The 15825-nt window shown below is 65.2% G+C and carries 14 protein-coding genes; 8 read left to right on the forward strand and 6 right to left on the reverse strand.

The features are described from left to right. Nucleotides 1–3: 3 nt before the first annotated feature. Nucleotides 4–2481, reverse strand: a complete 2478-nt coding sequence (locus tag C4S73_RS08820) for a glycogen/starch/alpha-glucan phosphorylase (protein WP_103872114.1) — start codon at nt 2479–2481, stop codon at nt 4–6. A gap of 136 nt (nt 2482–2617) precedes the next feature. Further along, complete coding sequence (locus tag C4S73_RS08825; protein ID WP_103872115.1) at nt 2618–2797, reverse strand: hypothetical protein; 180 nt, start codon at nt 2795–2797, stop codon at nt 2618–2620. A gap of 148 nt (nt 2798–2945) precedes the next feature. Here C4S73_RS08825 and C4S73_RS08830 point away from each other — a divergent pair, with 148 nt between their 5' ends. Next, nucleotides 2946–3707: an SDR family NAD(P)-dependent oxidoreductase gene (locus C4S73_RS08830; RefSeq protein WP_103872116.1), complete on the forward strand. Its 762-nt coding sequence runs from the start codon at nt 2946–2948 to the stop codon at nt 3705–3707. A gap of 163 nt (nt 3708–3870) precedes the next feature. Here the strand turns inward: C4S73_RS08830 and puuE are convergent, their stop codons facing one another. Together puuE and uraH are read right to left on the reverse strand one after the other, a co-directional pair. Beyond that, nucleotides 3871–5295 (reverse strand): allantoinase PuuE, encoded by a 1425-nt coding sequence (puuE, locus tag C4S73_RS08835; protein WP_103872117.1) that lies wholly within the window; start codon nt 5293–5295, stop codon nt 3871–3873. Nucleotides 5296–5301: 6 nt separating this feature from the next. Then, on the reverse strand, nt 5302–5655 hold the full coding sequence (gene uraH / locus C4S73_RS08840) for a hydroxyisourate hydrolase (RefSeq protein ID WP_103872118.1): 354 nt from the start codon (nt 5653–5655) through the stop codon (nt 5302–5304). 172 nt (nt 5656–5827) lie between these two features. On the opposite strand from uraH, the gene C4S73_RS08845 reads away from it, so the two are divergent. Both C4S73_RS08845 and C4S73_RS08850 read left to right on the forward strand, forming a co-directional pair. Further along, the gene (locus tag C4S73_RS08845; RefSeq protein ID WP_103872119.1) at nt 5828–7078 is read left to right on the forward strand and encodes a urate hydroxylase PuuD; all 1251 of its coding nucleotides are present in this window, start codon (nt 5828–5830) and stop codon (nt 7076–7078) included. 200 nt (nt 7079–7278) lie between these two features. Next, nucleotides 7279–9783 carry a glycosyltransferase family protein gene (locus tag C4S73_RS08850; RefSeq protein ID WP_200827967.1) on the forward strand — a complete coding sequence of 835 codons (2505 nt, stop codon included), beginning with the start codon at nt 7279–7281 and terminating at the stop codon, nt 9781–9783. A 63-nt stretch (nt 9784–9846) separates the two neighbouring features. On the opposite strand, the gene C4S73_RS08855 is transcribed toward C4S73_RS08850, so the two are convergent. Both C4S73_RS08855 and C4S73_RS08860 read right to left on the reverse strand, forming a co-directional pair. After that, nucleotides 9847–10902: an NAD(P)/FAD-dependent oxidoreductase gene (locus C4S73_RS08855; protein ID WP_103872120.1), complete on the reverse strand. Its 1056-nt coding sequence runs from the start codon at nt 10900–10902 to the stop codon at nt 9847–9849. Nucleotides 10903–11016: 114 nt separating this feature from the next. After that, nucleotides 11017–11445, reverse strand: coding sequence for a GlcG/HbpS family heme-binding protein (locus tag C4S73_RS08860; RefSeq protein WP_103872121.1), 429 nt, complete (start codon nt 11443–11445; stop codon nt 11017–11019). A gap of 249 nt (nt 11446–11694) precedes the next feature. Between C4S73_RS08860 and lysM the strand changes: the two genes are divergently transcribed. From lysM to C4S73_RS08885, 5 genes are all read left to right on the forward strand, one after another. Beyond that, nucleotides 11695–12138 carry a peptidoglycan-binding protein LysM gene (lysM, locus tag C4S73_RS08865; RefSeq protein ID WP_103872122.1) on the forward strand — a complete coding sequence of 148 codons (444 nt, stop codon included), beginning with the start codon at nt 11695–11697 and terminating at the stop codon, nt 12136–12138. Nucleotides 12139–12507: 369 nt separating this feature from the next. Beyond that, complete coding sequence (locus C4S73_RS08870; protein WP_103872429.1) at nt 12508–13560, forward strand: TRAP transporter substrate-binding protein; 1053 nt, start codon at nt 12508–12510, stop codon at nt 13558–13560. Between the two features lie 18 nt (nt 13561–13578). After that, nucleotides 13579–14082 carry a TRAP transporter small permease gene (locus C4S73_RS08875; protein ID WP_103872123.1) on the forward strand — a complete coding sequence of 168 codons (504 nt, stop codon included), beginning with the start codon at nt 13579–13581 and terminating at the stop codon, nt 14080–14082. Continuing rightward, a complete protein-coding gene (locus tag C4S73_RS08880; protein ID WP_244595514.1) occupies nt 14079–15398 on the forward strand; it encodes a TRAP transporter large permease in 1320 nt (439 codons plus the stop codon). Before C4S73_RS08875 ends, C4S73_RS08880 begins: the two co-directional genes overlap by 4 nt. 16 nt (nt 15399–15414) lie before the next feature. Next, nucleotides 15415–15729: a rhodanese-like domain-containing protein gene (locus tag C4S73_RS08885; RefSeq protein WP_103872124.1), complete on the forward strand. Its 315-nt coding sequence runs from the start codon at nt 15415–15417 to the stop codon at nt 15727–15729. Nucleotides 15730–15825 lie beyond the last annotated feature (96 nt).

A 15825-nucleotide genomic window follows, 5' to 3' on the forward strand; every position in this document is an offset into this window, starting at 1 on the left:
GGCTCAGCTCTTGGCGGCGTAGCCGGCCGGCACGTGCCAGATGCGCTGCGCATATTCGCGGATCGCCCGGTCGGCGCTGAACCAGCCGCAATGAGCGGTGTTGGTGATCGATTTGGTCCACCATGTCGGCTGGTCGGCCCAGAGCGCGTCGACGCGGCGCTGCGCCTGCCGATAGCTCTCGAAATCGTTGAGCACCATGAACCAGTCGCTGACGCGCAGGCCCTCGACGAGGCCGCGATAGCGGTCCCGCTCGCGCGGCGAATAGGCTCCGTCCGCGACGGCATCGAGCACGCCTTCGAGATGCGGCGTCGCGGCGATGATCTCGCTCGTCGGCCGGGGGGCCAGGCGGGCAGCCTCGACCTCGGCTGCCGTCATGCCGAAGATCATGATGTTGTCCGCGCCGACGCGCTCGCCGATCTCGATATTGGCACCGTCGAGCGTGCCGATGGTGAGCGCCCCGTTCAAGGCGAACTTCATGTTGCCGGTGCCGGAGGCTTCCATGCCGGCGGTCGAGATCTGCTCGGAGAGGTCGGCCGCCGGGATGATGACCTCGGCGGCGCTGACATTGTAATTCGGCAGGAAGATCACCTTCAGCCGGTCGCGCGTGGTGATGTCGTTGTTCACGACCACGGCGACGTCGTTGATCAGGTTGATGATCGCCTTGGCCGTGCCATAGTTCGACGCGGCCTTGCCGGCGAAGATCTTCACGCGGGGCGCCCAGTCGCGATAGGGCTCGGAGCGGATCGCGTCGTAAAGCGCTATCGTCTCCAGGATATTGAGCAACTGGCGCTTGTATTCGTGGATGCGCTTGATCTGGACGTCGAACATCGCGGTGGGGTCGACCACCACGCCGGTGTCCTGCCGGATGATCTTCGCCAGCTTCAGCTTGTTGTCGTGCCGGATCGAGGCCAGCCTTTCGTGCAGGGCCGGATCGCGGGCATGCTGCGCGAGCTTGCGGATCTGCTCGATATCGTCGGTGACGCCTTCGCCGCAGACATCCTGGAGCGCGCTCGTCAGGCCCGGATTGGCGCTGAGCAGCCAGCGACGCGGCGTGATGCCATTGGTGACGTTGGTGATGCGCTCCGGAAAGATCCTGTGGAGCGGCGCGAAGACGGTCTCCTTCATCAGGTTGGAATGCAGCGCCGACACGCCGTTGACCGTGTGCGAGCCGACGAAGGCGAGATGGGCCATGCGCACGCGTCGGCCGTGATATTCGTCGATCAGCGAGATCGAGGAGAGGTCGACGTTCTCGCCGCCGGCCGAGCGCCTGACCGCGTCAAGGAAGCGCGCATTGATGCCGAAGATGATCTGCATGTGGCGCGGCAGAAGCCGCTCCATCAGCGCCACCGGCCAGGTCTCCAGCGCTTCGGGCAGGAGGGTGTGGTTGGTGTAGGAGATCGTGCCGTTGGTGATCGTCCAGGCGTCTTCCCAGGACAGGCCATGCTGGTCGATCAGCAGCCGCATCAGCTCGGCGACGGCCAGCGCCGGGTGGGTGTCGTTGAGCTGGATCGCGGCCTTGTCGGGCAGGTTGTCGAGCTTGCCGAACTGGCGGTAGTGCCGGCGCACCAGATCCTGCAGCGAGGCCGAGGTGAAGAAAAACTCCTGCCGCAGCCGCAATTCCTGCCCCGCCGGGGTGGAGTCGTTGGGGTAGAGCACCTTCGAGATCGCCTCGGCGCGGTTGCGCTCGGCGACGGCACCGACGAGATCGCCCTGATTGAACGCGTCGAGCGAAAGCGGATGCATGGCGCGGGCTCGCCACAGCCGCAATGTCGTGGCGTCGCGGCCGCGCCAGCCGATGATCGCGGTATCGTAGGCCACCGCGAAGACGGTCTCCTCCGGCTCCCAGAAGACCTCGCCGGGCTTGGCCGTGCCGGTGACCGAGCCGCCGAAGCCGATCTTGTAGGAGCTCTCGCGCCGCTCGAATTCCCAGGGATTGCGGAAGGAGAGCCAGTCCTCGGGCACCTCGATCTGCTTGCCGCCGTCGATGCGCTGCTTGAACAGGCCATGATCGTAGCGGATGCCGTAGCCAAGCGCCGGCACGCCGGTCGAGGCCATGGCCTCCATGTAGCAGGCGGCGAGGCGGCCAAGACCGCCATTGCCGAGCGCGGCGTCGGGCTCGATCGTCTCGATGGCGGCGAGATCGACGCCGAGTTCGCTCATCGCCTGCGCCATCGCGCCGGTCAGGCCGAGATTGTTGAGGGCGTCGGCGAGCGAGCGGCCGATCAGGAATTCGAGCGAGAGGTAGTAAACCCGCTTGCGCCCGGTCTGATAGCTCTCGCGGGTCGAACGCTGCCAGACGTCGACGATATGGTCGCGCGCCGCGAGGATGCCGGCTGTCAGCCAGTCATGCGGCTGCGCCACCGAGGCGTTCTTGCCCAGGGAATAGGTCAGCTTCTTGGTGATTTCCGCCTTGAGCCGCTCGACCTGGTCATCGGGCTCAAAATGAATGGCGGGCTCGGGCTTTGAGGCTGTCTCGGTCAAGCGTTGCGCTTCCGGCTGTTTCTCTGCGGTGAGTGTTAGGGGTATGCATGCGGGTGTCCAGACGAAATTGCCGCAGTGCGGTATGTTTCGGTGGGACGCTCGTCTCCAGCCCTGACGACCGCCCCGACCGGGGAGATCAATTCGTCTTGGTCGCGGTCTCGTCCCGCACCTTCTCGCCGAGCTGCTTTGCGCTGCCGACGGCCGAATCCGTCAGGCCGACCACGCCCGTCCAGATCTGTCGGGTGTAGTAGCCGCTGTGGACCACCGCGTCGTAACCGATCGCGATGACCACGATGATCAGAAGAATCCGAAACATATCCCCCTCCGTCCAAGCTGAGGGAGATCAACGCATGCCTTGCCGTCGAGTTCCGATGCCGTGTGGATCGGGCTGCCCGCAGTGCCGTGGATTGACCGGCATCGCCGGGCGGTGTCCCCTTCGGACAGTCTGAAGACGAGGAGGCAGCATGTTCGGCGATCTCAAGGGCAAGCGCGTGATCGTGACCGGTGCATCATCGGGGCTGGGCGCGCATTTCGTGCGGCTGCTGGCAGGCAATGGCGCGCATGTTGTCGCGGCTGCCCGGCGGGTCGACCGGCTGGCGCAACTCGCCGATGACTGTGCCCCGCTGCCGGGCAGGGTCGTGCCGCTGGCTCTCGACATGGCCTCGGTTGCCGCCATGCAATCGGGTATCGGCGAGGCGGCCGGGCTCCTCGGCGGGCTCGACGTGCTCGTCAACAATGCCGGCATCGGCGAAACCGAGGCTGCCCTGTCCGTCACCGAGGCGCAGTGGGACGCGCAGCTCGACGTCAATCTCAAGGGCTGCTTTTTTGCGGCACAGGCGGCGGCGAAGATCATGATGGCGCAGGAGGGTGGGGGAGCGATCGTCAACATCGCTTCGATCCTCGGCGAGCGGGTGATGGCGCGTGTCGCGCCCTACGCGATTTCCAAGGCGGGGCTGATCCAGATGACCAAGGTGCTGGCGCTCGAATGGGCGCGGCACGCGATCCGGGTCAACGCCCTGGCGCCGGGATATGTCGCGACCGACATCAACAGCGACTTCTTCGCCAGCGACGCCGGGCAGGCATTGACGAAGCGGATTCCCGCGCGGCGGATCGGCGAACCCGACGATCTCGATGGGCCATTATTGCTGCTGTGTTCGAATGCGGGGCGCCACATGACCGGCGCCGTCGTCGCCGTCGATGGCGGGCATCTCGTCAGCGGGCTGTAGCTCTTTGTTTTTGCATCGGCTTTTCCCGAAAACTGCATTCCACTTTTCGGGCCGATGCTCAAGGCGCTTCTCCGTCATTGCGAGCGAAGCGAAGCAATCCAGCGTCTCGCTCGACGTCTCCTGGATTGCTTCGCTGCGCTCGCAATGACGGTCAGGACAGCCGTCACCCTTCCGGCAGCAGATCCTTCAGCCGTAGCAGCGCGATCTTCGAGACCTGCTCGAGCGCTGTTTCGAACTCGGCCTCCGGCGTGCTTTTCAGCCGCGTTTCGAAGGCTGTGACGACGTCCTGCTTGGCCAGTCCTTTCACGGCGATGATGAAGGGGATGCCGAAACGGGCCTTGTAGGTTTCGTTCAGCGCGATGAAGCGGACGCGCTCATCGCTGGTCAGCCGGTCGAGCCCGGCGGAGGCCTGCTCATGGCTGGATTCAGGCGTCAGTTGACCCGCCGCGGCGAGCTTGCCCGCGAGATCGGGATGGGCAAGCAGGAGGGCGCGCTGGCGCTCGGGGGAGCCGGCGTTCATCGCTTTGGTCATGGCGGCGTGCAGGCCCTGCGCACTGTCCTGCGCCGGGCCGAGGCCGGCATCATGCGTCGCTTCCGCCACCCAGGGCGAGTGCTCCCAGACGCGGCCATAAATCTCGACGAAGAGCGCTTTCGGCAGCTTTGAGGGCACATAACCGCCTTCCGGCGGATGGTAGCGAATCCAGTGGCGAGCGATGTCGAGCCGGGTCGCGACCCAGACCCGGTCATGGCCCTGGATATAGTCGAGAAAGCGCGCCAGCGCGGCGGCGCGGCCCGGCCGGCCGACAAGGCGGCAATGCAGGCCGACCGACATCATTTTCGGGGCGGTTTCGCCCTCGGCATAGAGCGTGTCGAAGGAATCCTTGAGATAGGCGAAGAACTGGTCGCCAGCGTTGAAGCCCTGCGGCGTGGCAAACCGCATGTCGTTGGCGTCGAGCGTATAGGGCACGCTGAGTTGCGGGCCCTTCGGCCCGGCGAGCCAGTAGGGCAGCTCGTCGGCATAGCTGTCGGCGGTGTAGAGGAAGCCGCCTTCCTCCATCATCAGCGGCGTTGTCCGCTCCGAACTGCGGCCCTGATAGAAGCCGAGCGGGCGCTCTCCGGTGAGCTCCTGCTGGATGCTGACGGCCTCGGCGATGTCGGCGGCTTCCTTTTCGGCCGGGATATCGCGGTAATCGATCCATTTCAGGCCGTGGGTCGCGATCTCCCAGCCGGCTTCCCGCATCGAATCGATGATCTCGGGATAGCGGGCGAGCGCGCTTGCCACCGCGAAGACCGTGACCGGCATCTTGCGCTGGGTGAACATCCGCCAGAGCCGCCAATAGCCCGCGCGCGAGCCGTATTCGTAGATCGACTCCATGTTCATGTGGCGCTGGCCCTGCCAGGGCGCGGCGCCGACGATCTCCGAGAGAAAGGCCTCGGAGGCAGCATCGCCATGGAGCACGTTGTTCTCGCCGCCCTCCTCGTAATTGATCACGAACTGCACGGCGATGCGGGCCTTGCCCGGCCAGTGCGGATTGGGCGCGTTGCGGCCATAGCCGACGAGGTCGCGGGGGTATTTGCTCTCGTTCATGGATTTTCAGCTGCCGCGATAGGTGGAATAGCTCCAGGGCGAGGCCAGGAGCGGAACGTGATAGTGGCCGTCGGGATCGGCGATGCCGAAGCGGATCGGCACGCTGTCGAGGAAGGCGGGCTCGGGCAGGTTGGTGCCGAGGCCGCGGAAATAGGCGCCGATCGCGAAAGTGAGCTCGTAGGTGCCGGGGCTCAGCAAGCCGCTCAACAGGGCTGCGTCGGTGCGTCCGTCCGCATTGGTCACGGTCTGCGCGACAGTCTCGCGCCCGCCGCCGGTCAGGAGCCGGTCGAGCGTGATCGCGACGCCGGGCGCCGGCCTGCCATTGACCGTGTCGAGCACATGCGTCGAGAGACGTCCCATTCGCTGCCGTTCTCCGGGAGGGCAATCGCGTCTCGACAGGCGGGCTGCAGCTTTTCCGGAACGCGCTTGCCTTCCGAAATCGCGCAACCCTAGTCTGGACGCATCATGAGAATTCTACCCCGGATTCGCCCCTGTCAATCGCCCGCGGGTCCCGCCGCCGGAGAGGCCCGTCATGTTTGACGCCTATCTCGTGGAATGGGGCAGCATGCTGCTGCGCTGGCTGCATGTGATCACGGCGATCGCCTGGATCGGTTCGTCCTTCTTCTTCATCCATCTCGACGCCTCGCTCCGGCCTGCTGCAGACATTCCGGCGGGCGGGGGTGCGAGTCCTGATCAGTTTCTTGCCTGGCAGGTGCATGGCGGCGGCTTCTACGAGATGCGCAAATACATGGTCGCGCCCGCCGTGATGCCGGCCGAGCTGACCTGGCACAAATGGCAGAGCTACTGGACCTGGATCTCCGGCTTCTTCCTGCTGGTCTGGGTCTACTACGCGCAGTCGGAACTCTATCTGATCGACCCGGCGGTGATGGCGCTCTCGCCTTTCGCGGCGGGCGCGATCGGCATCGCGGCGCTGGCGCTGGGCTGGCTGTTCTATGACTTCCTGTGCAAGTCGCCGCTGGGCAAGAACGACGTGCTGCTTGGGCTCTTCGGTTTCGGCTATGTCGTGGCCGCGAGCTGGGCCTTCGCCAGCGTCTTTTCGGGACGCGGCGCGCTGATCCATACCGGCGCGCTGATGGCGACGATCATGACCGCTAACGTCTTCTTCAACATCATGCCCGGCCAGCGCAAGGTCATCGCGGCGCTGAGCGCCGGCGAGAAGCCCGATCCGAAATACGGCAAGCAGGCCAAGCAGCGCTCGACACACAACAATTACATCACCCTGCCCGTGCTGTTCCTGATGCTGTCGAACCACTATCCGGTAACCTATGCCAATTCGGCGATGATCCCGGCGCTGGTGGCGTTGATCATCGTCGCGGGCGCGCTGATCCGGCATTTCTTCAATGTGCGCCATGCCGACCATGCGAAATCGCCATGGTGGACCTGGGGCGTGGCTATTCTCGCGCTGTGGCTCGCCTTCTGGGTGGCGATGGCCTCGTCTCCGGGCGGGCGCGAGCGGCTCGGGCTGAAGCCGCTCGATCCGCCCGCGCCAGTTCTGCTCGCAGGCATGAGCCTGCCGCCCGCCGAGGTCGCCAATATCATCACCGGGCGATGCGCGATGTGCCACACGCCGGAACCGTCATGGCCCGGCATCCAGCTTCCGCCTAAGGGTGTGCTGCTGCACGAGCCCGCGCAGATCGCGCTCCATGCCCGCGCCATCAGGACGCAGGCCGTGATGACGCATGCGATGCCGCCCAATAATCTCTCGGGGATGACGCCGGCCGAGCGGCGAGTCGTCGCCGCCTGGCTCGTGCCGGGCAAGTGAGCAGCTGGGAGTGAGGCAGAAAAGCCTCTGTCTGGTGGTTTCAACCAAGCCTTGAGCATCTTTCCGACAAGCTGAACGGCTGGCCGATTTCATTCAGTTTCGGTTCACCTCGCGGCCGGCATGGTCCTCGCGACTGACAGGATGGAGGCTGGTTCCAAGCCCGGGACCATCACAATCTGGCTAGGGACCGGGGGGTCCGCTTGAACGCGTTTCTGACGAAGGGCGCCGGCTATCGGCTGGCGGCCATAGGCTTTGTCTGTGTCTGGGTGATCCTGTGCTGGCCCTGGCTTTCGGGTGCCGTCACGATTCCCTTCGACGCCAAGGCGCATTTCCAGGCCCAGATTCAATTCCTGGCGCAGGCCCTGCATTCGGGCCAGTCGCCGTTCTGGAATCACAACGTTTTCGGTGGCTCGCCGCAGGTGGCCGATCCGCAGTCGCTGATCTTTTCCCCCGCGATCCTGCTCGCCTTGCTGTCGCCGTCGCCGAGCTTCCGCGAGGTCGACGCTTATGTGCTGGCGCATCTGCTGGCGGGCGGCCTCGCGCTGATGATGTTTTTCCGCGACCGGCGCTGGCACCCTGTCGGCGGCCTTGTGGCGGCGATCGTCTTCGCTTTCGGCGCTTCGGCCGCCTGGCGGGTGCAGCATGTCGGCCAGATCGCAAGCCTCGCCTTCTTCGCCATCGCCTTCTGGCTGACGGCGCGGATGCTGCAGCGCTCGTCGCTGCTGTCGGGTGCCTTCGCGGGCCTGGCCGCCGGGATGATGGTTCTGGAACCCGATCAGGTCGCGCTGCTCGGCGCCTATGTCCTGATCGGCATGGTCGTCGCTCATTGGCTTTCCGGTGGTTGGCCAGCCGTTCGCGCCAGCCTGCCGGCGATTTCCATGGCCTGCCTTGCAGGTGTCGCCACCATCGCGCTGCCGCTGCTCTGGACCTGGCTCTTCGCCGAAGCGACCACCCGGCCCGAGGTCGATCTGGTGGAGGCCGGTCGCGGTTCGCTGCACCCCGCTTCGCTGCTCACCGCCTTTGTCGCCGATCTCTTTGGCGCGAGCGATCCAGCCGTCGAGTTCTGGGGTCCCTACAACAATCCCGGCTGGGCCAAGGAACTGTTCCTGTCGCAGAATATGGGGCAGGTCTATTTCGGGGCGCTGCCGCTGCTGCTGCTGATCGCGCCCGGCCTGACGCGCGGCTGGCTGTGGGACAAGGCGATCCGGCCGTTCACCCTGCTGTTCGCGTTCATGGTCCTGTTCGCGCTTGGGCGCTACACGCCTCTCTTCCACGTTGCTTATGACTACCTGCCGGGTGTGAGCGCGTTTCGCCGCCCCGCCGACGCCACCTTCCTGATCGGCGCGCTCGGCGCGGTGCTGGCGGGTTATGTCCTGCACAAAATCCTGACTGAGCGGGCGGTCCTGTCCTTCCGACGCGATCTGCTCGTTGCCGGAGCCATCGTTGGCCTGTTGCTGGCGGTTGCACTGGTCGTCGCGCTGCGGGAAGGGCATCTTGGCGATGCCTGGCGCCCGTCTGCCATGGCTGCAGCGTGGTTTGCCGCGGCGTGGCTGGTCGTCGCCGGTTTGCGCCGCTGGCGCGGTGCGATTGGCCCGGTCGCGGCCGCCGTTCTTGTGACCGGCGTCGTCGCCGCCGATCTCGGCGTCAACAATGGGCCCAACGAGTCGACGGCACTTTCGCCGCAGCTTTACGATGTTCTGCGCCCCGAAACGCAAAACGAGACCGTCCGCGTCCTGAAGCGGCTCGTGGCGCAGCCGGCCGGTTCGCCGCGCCGCGACAGGGTCGAACTGCTGGGCATGGGCTTCGAATGGCCCAATGCCGGCATGGTGCACGGCTTCGACCATACGCTCGGCTACAACCCGCTGCGGCTTGCCGATTTCTCCGATGCCGTGGGCACGCGGGACGGCATTGCAGGCCCCGACCAGCGCAAGTTCACGCCGCTGTTCCCGTCCTATCGCTGCCGTCTGGCCGATTTCCTCGGCCTGCGCTACATCGCGACGCCGGTGCCGATCAATCAGGTCGACCACTCGCTGAAGGACGGCGACGTCACCCTGATCGCGCGGACGAAAGAAGGCTATATCTACGAGAACCCGCGCGCCCTGCCGCGCGTGCAGTTCGTCGGCGGCTGGCAGTTCGCCGATTTCGAGAGCATGAAGCTGGCCGGCCGCTGGCCCGAAATCGATCCGGCGCAGGCTGTGCTTCTCGAGAACGAGCCCCCGGTGGCGGCGCCCGAAGGGCCTGCCGTGGTGCAGGCGGACGTCAAGCTGACGCGCTATCAGAACACCGAGGTCGAGATCGAGGTCACGGCGTCGAGCGCCGGGTTCGTCGTGCTCAACGACATCTGGCATCCCTGGTGGCGGGCCGAGGTCGACGGTGTCGAAACTGAAATTCTCAAGGCCAATGTGCTGTTCCGCGCCGTCCAGGTGCCCGTGGGAACGCATAAGGTGCGCTTCAGCTTCCACCCGATCGAGGGCGCGATCGCCGAGTTCAGGGAGCGCGTCAGCCCGCAGGAGCCGGAGGATGGCGTGCCGTTGCCGCCGGAGCCGGCGCAGCCGCAGATAAGCTCGGCTCCGGCTTCGCCGCCGGCCGCATTGGCAGGCCCATCTCCGGGGATCCGCGGTTCGCTGGGGCTCGGGCCTGCGGTGGCCGGATCAGCTGTGTCGCCGGCCGGGCATGGAAATACGAGCTGGGCCCAGATCTACTGACCCGACAGATGACGTCATCGGACTGAAAGCGGCGTCCCTCGGGGCGCCGCTTTCAGGTCTGCATCAGGCGACCCCGAGCTTTTTCTGGAGGGATGTCGAGGATGTCGTGTACTGGAAGGTCAGGCGCTTGTCGGGATAGACGTAGCGATGGACCTTCTGGGCGGCGAGCGCGGCCTCGTGGAACCCCGAGAGGATGAGCTTGAGCTTGCCGGGATAGGTGTTGATGTCGCCGATGGCGAAGATGCCCGGCGTCGAGGTCTCGAACTTCTCGGTATCGGCCGGGATCAGGTTCTCATTGAGGTTCAAGCCCCAATCGGCGATCGGGCCGAGCTTCATGGTCAGGCCGAAGAAGGGCAGCAGCGTATCGCAGGCGATCTCGAAGGTCTCGCCCGCAGCGTCGCGGCAGATCGCGGCTTCGAGCGTCGAGCCTTCGCCGCGCAGGCCGGTGACCTGGCCGAGCTTCATGTCCATCTGGCCTGACGCGACCAGCGCGCGCATCTGCTCGACCGAATGGGGCGCGGCGCGGAAATCGTCGCGGCGGTGCATCAGCGTGACGCGGCGCGCGATCGGCTGCAGGTTCAGGGTCCAGTCGAGCGCGGAATCGCCGCCGCCGACGATCAGCACGTCGCGACCGCGAAACGCCTCCATCTTGCGCACGGCATAGAACACAGACTTGCCCTCATAGGCGTCGATGCCCGGGATCGGCGGTTTCTTGGGCTGGAACGAGCCACCGCCGGCGGCGATCAGCACGGTCTTGGTGTCGAAGACGGTGCCGGCGTCGGTCACGACGCGGAAGCGCGGGGCCTCGGCCGTGCCGGTCGGCTCCAGCGCCTGGATCATCTGGTTGAGATGGAAGGTCGGGCCGAACGGCTTGATCTGCTCGATCAGATTATCGACCAGGCCCTGGCCGGTGACGACGGGGAAGCCGGGAATGTCGTAGATCGGCTTTTCCGGATAAAGCTCGGCGCATTGCCCGCCGACCTTGGGCAGGATGTCGACCAGATGCGCCCGGATGTCGAGCAGGCCCAGCTCGAACACCGCAAACAACCCGCACGGACCCGCCCCCACAATCACGACATCCGTGGTGATGATCTCGTCGGCAACGGTCACGTCGCTCATCTCATTTCCTTTGAAACGTTCAAAAATCCGGCAAACCGAACGTCGCCGCGCGTGACATGATGCCTCGCGCGGCGTCTGGCAAGTCTTTTCGACCCAATGTTTGCGGGTCGCCGTTCAGGCGCCGGTATCGGCTGCGAGTCCGGCCGCGACGATGCCAGCGACCGCAGCGGCCTCGTCATTGTCGGAGGTGTCTCCCGACACGCCAACCGCGCCGAGAAGGGCGCCCTCGGCATTGCGTATCAAAACACCGCCCGGCACCGGCACAAGCGAGCCGCCGACTGCATGGGTGGCGGCTTCGACGAAATAGGGACGCTCCAGCGCCATCTTGTGAATGGCGCGCGAGCCCAGGCCGAGCGCGACCGCGCCATGCGCCTTGCCGAGCGCGATCTCCCCCCGCTTCAGGCTGGTGCCGTCCTGCGCGGCAAACACCTTCTGGGCCCCACGCGCATCGAGTACGGCAATGGCGAGCGGCTTCAAGCCGAGCTTTTCAGCCTGTGCGAGGGCAGTGGCGAGAATTGTCTGGGCCTGGGCGAGCGTCAGCATCGGGAAAACTCCGGTTATGTTGCGTGGCGCTTGTGCCAGTCCATGGCGCCAGGGGGAAGGGCCGGCCAGGTTGAAGCTCTCTTGCCGGGAACTAGCTTGCCGGGAAGTAGCTTGCCGGCTCGTAGCCTTGCCAGAGAATGCAACCAAACGGACGCTTCATGGCGGCGATATGGACCAAAGCGCGAAAGCTGTCTTGAAGTTGTCGGCTTGAACGGGTTTCATGGCCTCCCGACGGATGGAGGAAACACCATGGGTTTGTTCAGTTTCATCAAGGAAGCCGGAGCCAAGATTTTCGGCACGAGCCCGGCCAAGGCCGCGACCGCCGATGACCTGCAAAAAGAGCTTGCCGGCCATGGGCTGCCGTCCGACGTCTCGATCCAGATCGATGGCGACAAGGTGAAGGTCTCCGGCAAGGCGGTTTCGACCGAAGAAGCCGAGAAGATCATCCTCGCGCTTGGAAACACAGCCGGCGTCGCCGCCGTCGAGTCCGATCTTGCCGTCAACAAGGAAGCGGCTGCTGCCGTGTTCTATACGGTCGTAAAGGGCGATACGCTCTGGAAGATCGCCGAGGCACATTACGGCAAGGGCCAGGGCGCCAAATACACCGAGATCGTCAAGGCCAATACGCCGCCGGTGAAGAATCCCGATCTGATCCTGCCCGGCTGGGTTCTGCGTATTCCGCCGAAGGCCTGATACGCTTCGGCCCGATCCTACAACGGATTTCAAGATGGCTGCGCCCGACCCCGGACGCAGCCAAATTTTTGGGCTTTTGCGAAGGCTGTAGGCCGGCGTCGGCGGAGAGACGTTGCGCGCGGTCTCGCCTGCCGAGAGGTGAGGCTTGACGTGGATAGTTGCGTCGGCAACTATCTCGTCCGACTGCGAGGACAACGTCGTGGTTGCGGGACATGCGCGTTGCGATACTCGGTATCGATACTTGGTCTCGATACTTGCACGTACCGCTCATTGCCAGTCATGCTGTCATCCGAACGTGGCAGGGCGGTTGCGTTCCCATGGGGAATGATCGTTCAAGCCGCGCAGACGCTATATCCCGGGGAGGGAGCCATGAAGTTCGATCGTCGTCGATTCCTGACATTGGCCGGCTCGGCGGTTGCCGCGCCGGCCGTCCTGCGCGTCACACGCGCCAATGCGCAGGAGGTGACGCTGAAGATGCATCACTTTCTGCCGCCGGTCGCCAATGGCCACGCCAAGTTCCTGAAGCCCTGGGCCGACAAGGTCGCGGCCGAATCAAGCGGGCGCATCAAGATCGACATTTTCCCGTCGATGCAGCTTGGCGGCACGCCGCCGCAGCTGTTCGACCAGGCGCGCGATGGCGTCGCCGATCTGGTCTGGACGCTGCCAGGGAATACGCCTGGCCGCTTTACCGGCATCGAGGCTTTCGAACTGCCCTTCGTGGCCAACAAGCGCGCGCTGGTGAACTCGCTCGCGCTGACCGATTATGCCGAGGAGAACCTCAAGGACGAGTTCAAGGACGTCAAGCCGATCTGCTTCTGGGCGCATGATCATGGGCTGATCCACGCCAACAAGCAGGTGAAGACGATGGAGGACCTCAAGGGTCTGAAATTGCGCTTCCCGACGCGGCTGGCCGGGGAGGCGCTGCGGGCGCTTGGCGCCAATGCCATCGGCATGCCGATCCCGCAGGTGCCGGAATCGCTGGCGCAGCGCGTCATCGATGGCTGCGTCATTCCCTGGGAGGTCGTGCCCTCGATCAAGGTGCAGGAACTGGTGAAGTTCCACACCGAGATTCCGGGCTCGCCGACCTTCTACGTCGCGACCTTCGTGCTGGCCATGAACCGGGCGAAATACGATTCGCTCGCGCCGGAGCTGAAGGCGATCATCGACAAGAACTCCGGGGCTGCTGCTGCGGCCATGGCTGGTCGGGTCTGGGACGAGCAGGCGGTCGTGGTGTCCGAGATGGTCCGCAAGCGCGGCAACACGATCACCATGCTCGATGAAGCCGAGGCCGCGCGCTGGCGCAAGACGACCGAGCCGGTGATCGAAGGCTGGCTCAAGACGGCCAAGGACAAGGGCCTCGACGGCGACAAGCTGTTGGCAAAAGCGCGGGCCGCGCTGGCCAAGCATGAAAAGGCGGCTTGAGCCAAGGTGCGCCAAGGCATGGATGAGCTGGGGGCAAAGGAGGCGCCGTCCGGTTTCGACCGGGCGGTTCAGTGCGTCGCGCTTGTCGGCGGCGCCCTGCTGATCGCGCTGGCGACGATGGTCGTCGTCAGCGTGACGCTGCGTAGCGACCTTGTCGGAGCAGCCGGCGTGCCCGGTGATTTCGAGCTCGTGCAGATGGCGACCGCCATCGCGGCCTTCTGCTTCCTGCCCTATTGCCAGCTGAAACGCGGCAACATTTTCGTCGATACCTTCACGTTGAAGCTGCCGCAGAGCTGGCAGCGCCGCATCGATGCGATGTGGGACGTCGTCTATGCGCTGGTCATGGCGCTGATCGCTTGGCGGCTCGGGGTCGGCGCGCGTGCCGCTTTCGCCAGCGGCGAGAACACCATGGTGCTGCAGCTGCCGAGCTATCTCCCGATCGCGCTATGCGCAATGCTGGCGGGGCTGGTTTCGCTGACGGCTTTCGTCAGCGCGTCGCGCCTTGTGAGGACATCCGCGTGAGCGGCTTTTCGCTGGCCGTGACCGGCTTTGCCGGCCTTCTCGCGCTGATGGCATTGCGGCTGCCGATCGGGCTCGCGATGATGCTCGTCGGCAGTCTCGGCTATATCCAGCTCAACGGGCTCGACCCGTTCCTGAACTATATCCGCACCACGCCCTACCAGATCTTCGCCAATTACACGCTCTCGGTGATCCCGCTCTTCGTTCTGATGGGCGCGTTTGCGGAGCGCTCCGGGCTGGCGGGCGATCTGTTCAAGGCGGCCTCGGCAGTCGTCGGGCACAGGCGCGGGGGGCTCGGCATGGCGCTGATCGGCGCCTGCACCGGCTTTGGCGCAATCTGCGGCTCGTCGGTCGCGACCACCGCGACCTTCGCGCGGGCGGCTTTGCCGGAGATCAGGCGCTATCGTTACGACCCCGGCTTTTCCTGCGGCGTTGTCGCGGTCGGCGGCACCCTGGGCATCCTGATTCCGCCCTCGGTCATTCTCGTCGTCTATGCAATCTCGACCGAGCAGAACATCGCCAAGCTGTTCAAGGCGGCGCTGATTCCCGGCCTGATGGCAGCGGCGATGTATTGCATCACGATTGCGATCATGACGCGGCTCAACCCCGCTCTCGGGCCGGCGCAGAAGCGCATCGCCTGGCCTGACCGGGTCAGGCCTCTGCTGGGCATTCTTCCGGCGATGGCCGTCGCCTTTATCGTCGTCGGCGGCATCTATGGCGGCGTGTTCACGCCGACGGAGGGCGCGTCGGTGGGGGCCTTCATCATGCTTCTGATCGGCGTCGGCCGCCGGACGCTCGGGCTTCAGGGGATCGGGCAGGCGATCCTGCAGACGGCGGAAATCTCGGCGATGATCTTCGCCATTCTGCTCGGTGCCGAGGTGTTCAACGCATTCCTGGCGCTGACGCAGGTGCCGACCGCGGCCGCCGAGATGATCGCGGCCTCAGGCTGGGCGCCGTATACCGTGCTGATCGGGCTACTGGCCTTCTACATCGTGCTTGGCGGCGTCATGGACGAACTCGCCATGATCCTGCTGACCCTGCCGGTGTTCTTCCCGATCGTGACCGCGCTCGATTTCGGCATGCCGGTCGACGACATCGCGATCTGGTTCGGTATCCTCGTGCTGATCGTGGTGGGAATAGGCATGACCTGCCCGCCGATCGGCCTGAATGTCTTCGTCGTGGCGTCGCTGGCGCGCGATGTCCCGGTGACCAGGATCTATCGGGGCGTGCTGCCTTTCGTGCTGTCGGATGTGATCCGGCTCGGTATCGTGGTGGCATTTCCGGTGCTCACGCTCTATCTGGTGAAGCTGCTGGAGTGAGCGCGGAGCCGTCGCCTTGACCGTGAACGATCTCGATATCAACGACATCAAGGCCGGGCTGGATGCTGGCTCGATCCTGATCGTCGATGTGCGCGAGCCGCATGAATTCGCCGCCGGGCACATTCCCGGTTCAGTCTCCCGTCCGCTTTCGCAATTCGACCCCGCCGACCTGCCAAACGAGCCGGGCAAGCGTATCGTGCTGTCCTGCGCCGCCGGCGTGCGCTCGCTGCGCGCGCTCGCATTTGCGCAGTCCGCTGGTCTGGACATCGACAGCCACTATATCGGAGGCTTCAAGGACTGGGTCATGTCGGGAGAGCCGGTCGAGCACTGACCGGCTTTGAGACGACCCGAATGCATTTTCGAGGTCTGCGCCGCACGCATCCCGGCACACCGCTTGCCGGGGCTGACGAAGGCGCGGTCCTGCTCC

This window comes from Allobosea lathyri (assembly GCF_900108245.1).
Lineage (GTDB): Bacteria > Pseudomonadota > Alphaproteobacteria > Rhizobiales > Beijerinckiaceae > Allobosea > Allobosea lathyri.

Bases quoted from the DNA above. Each gene is read 5' to 3' on its own strand.
- uraH (WP_103872118.1), bottom strand. From the start codon at position 5,655: ATGGGACGTCTCTCGACGCATGTGCTCGACACGGTCAATGGCAGGCCG.
- puuE (WP_103872117.1), bottom strand. From the start codon at position 5,295: ATGAACGAGAGCAAATACCCCCGCGACCTCGTCGGCTATGGCCGCAAC.
- C4S73_RS08845 (WP_103872119.1), top strand. From the start codon at position 5,828: ATGTTTGACGCCTATCTCGTGGAATGGGGCAGCATGCTGCTGCGCTGG.
- C4S73_RS08870 (WP_103872429.1), top strand. From the start codon at position 12,508: ATGAAGTTCGATCGTCGTCGATTCCTGACATTGGCCGGCTCGGCGGTT.
- C4S73_RS08855 (WP_103872120.1), bottom strand. From the start codon at position 10,902: ATGAGCGACGTGACCGTTGCCGACGAGATCATCACCACGGATGTCGTG.
- C4S73_RS08860 (WP_103872121.1), bottom strand. From the start codon at position 11,445: ATGCTGACGCTCGCCCAGGCCCAGACAATTCTCGCCACTGCCCTCGCA.
- C4S73_RS08825 (WP_103872115.1), bottom strand. From the start codon at position 2,797: ATGTTTCGGATTCTTCTGATCATCGTGGTCATCGCGATCGGTTACGAC.
- lysM (WP_103872122.1), top strand. From the start codon at position 11,695: ATGGGTTTGTTCAGTTTCATCAAGGAAGCCGGAGCCAAGATTTTCGGC.
- C4S73_RS08830 (WP_103872116.1), top strand. From the start codon at position 2,946: ATGTTCGGCGATCTCAAGGGCAAGCGCGTGATCGTGACCGGTGCATCA.
- C4S73_RS08875 (WP_103872123.1), top strand. From the start codon at position 13,579: ATGGATGAGCTGGGGGCAAAGGAGGCGCCGTCCGGTTTCGACCGGGCG.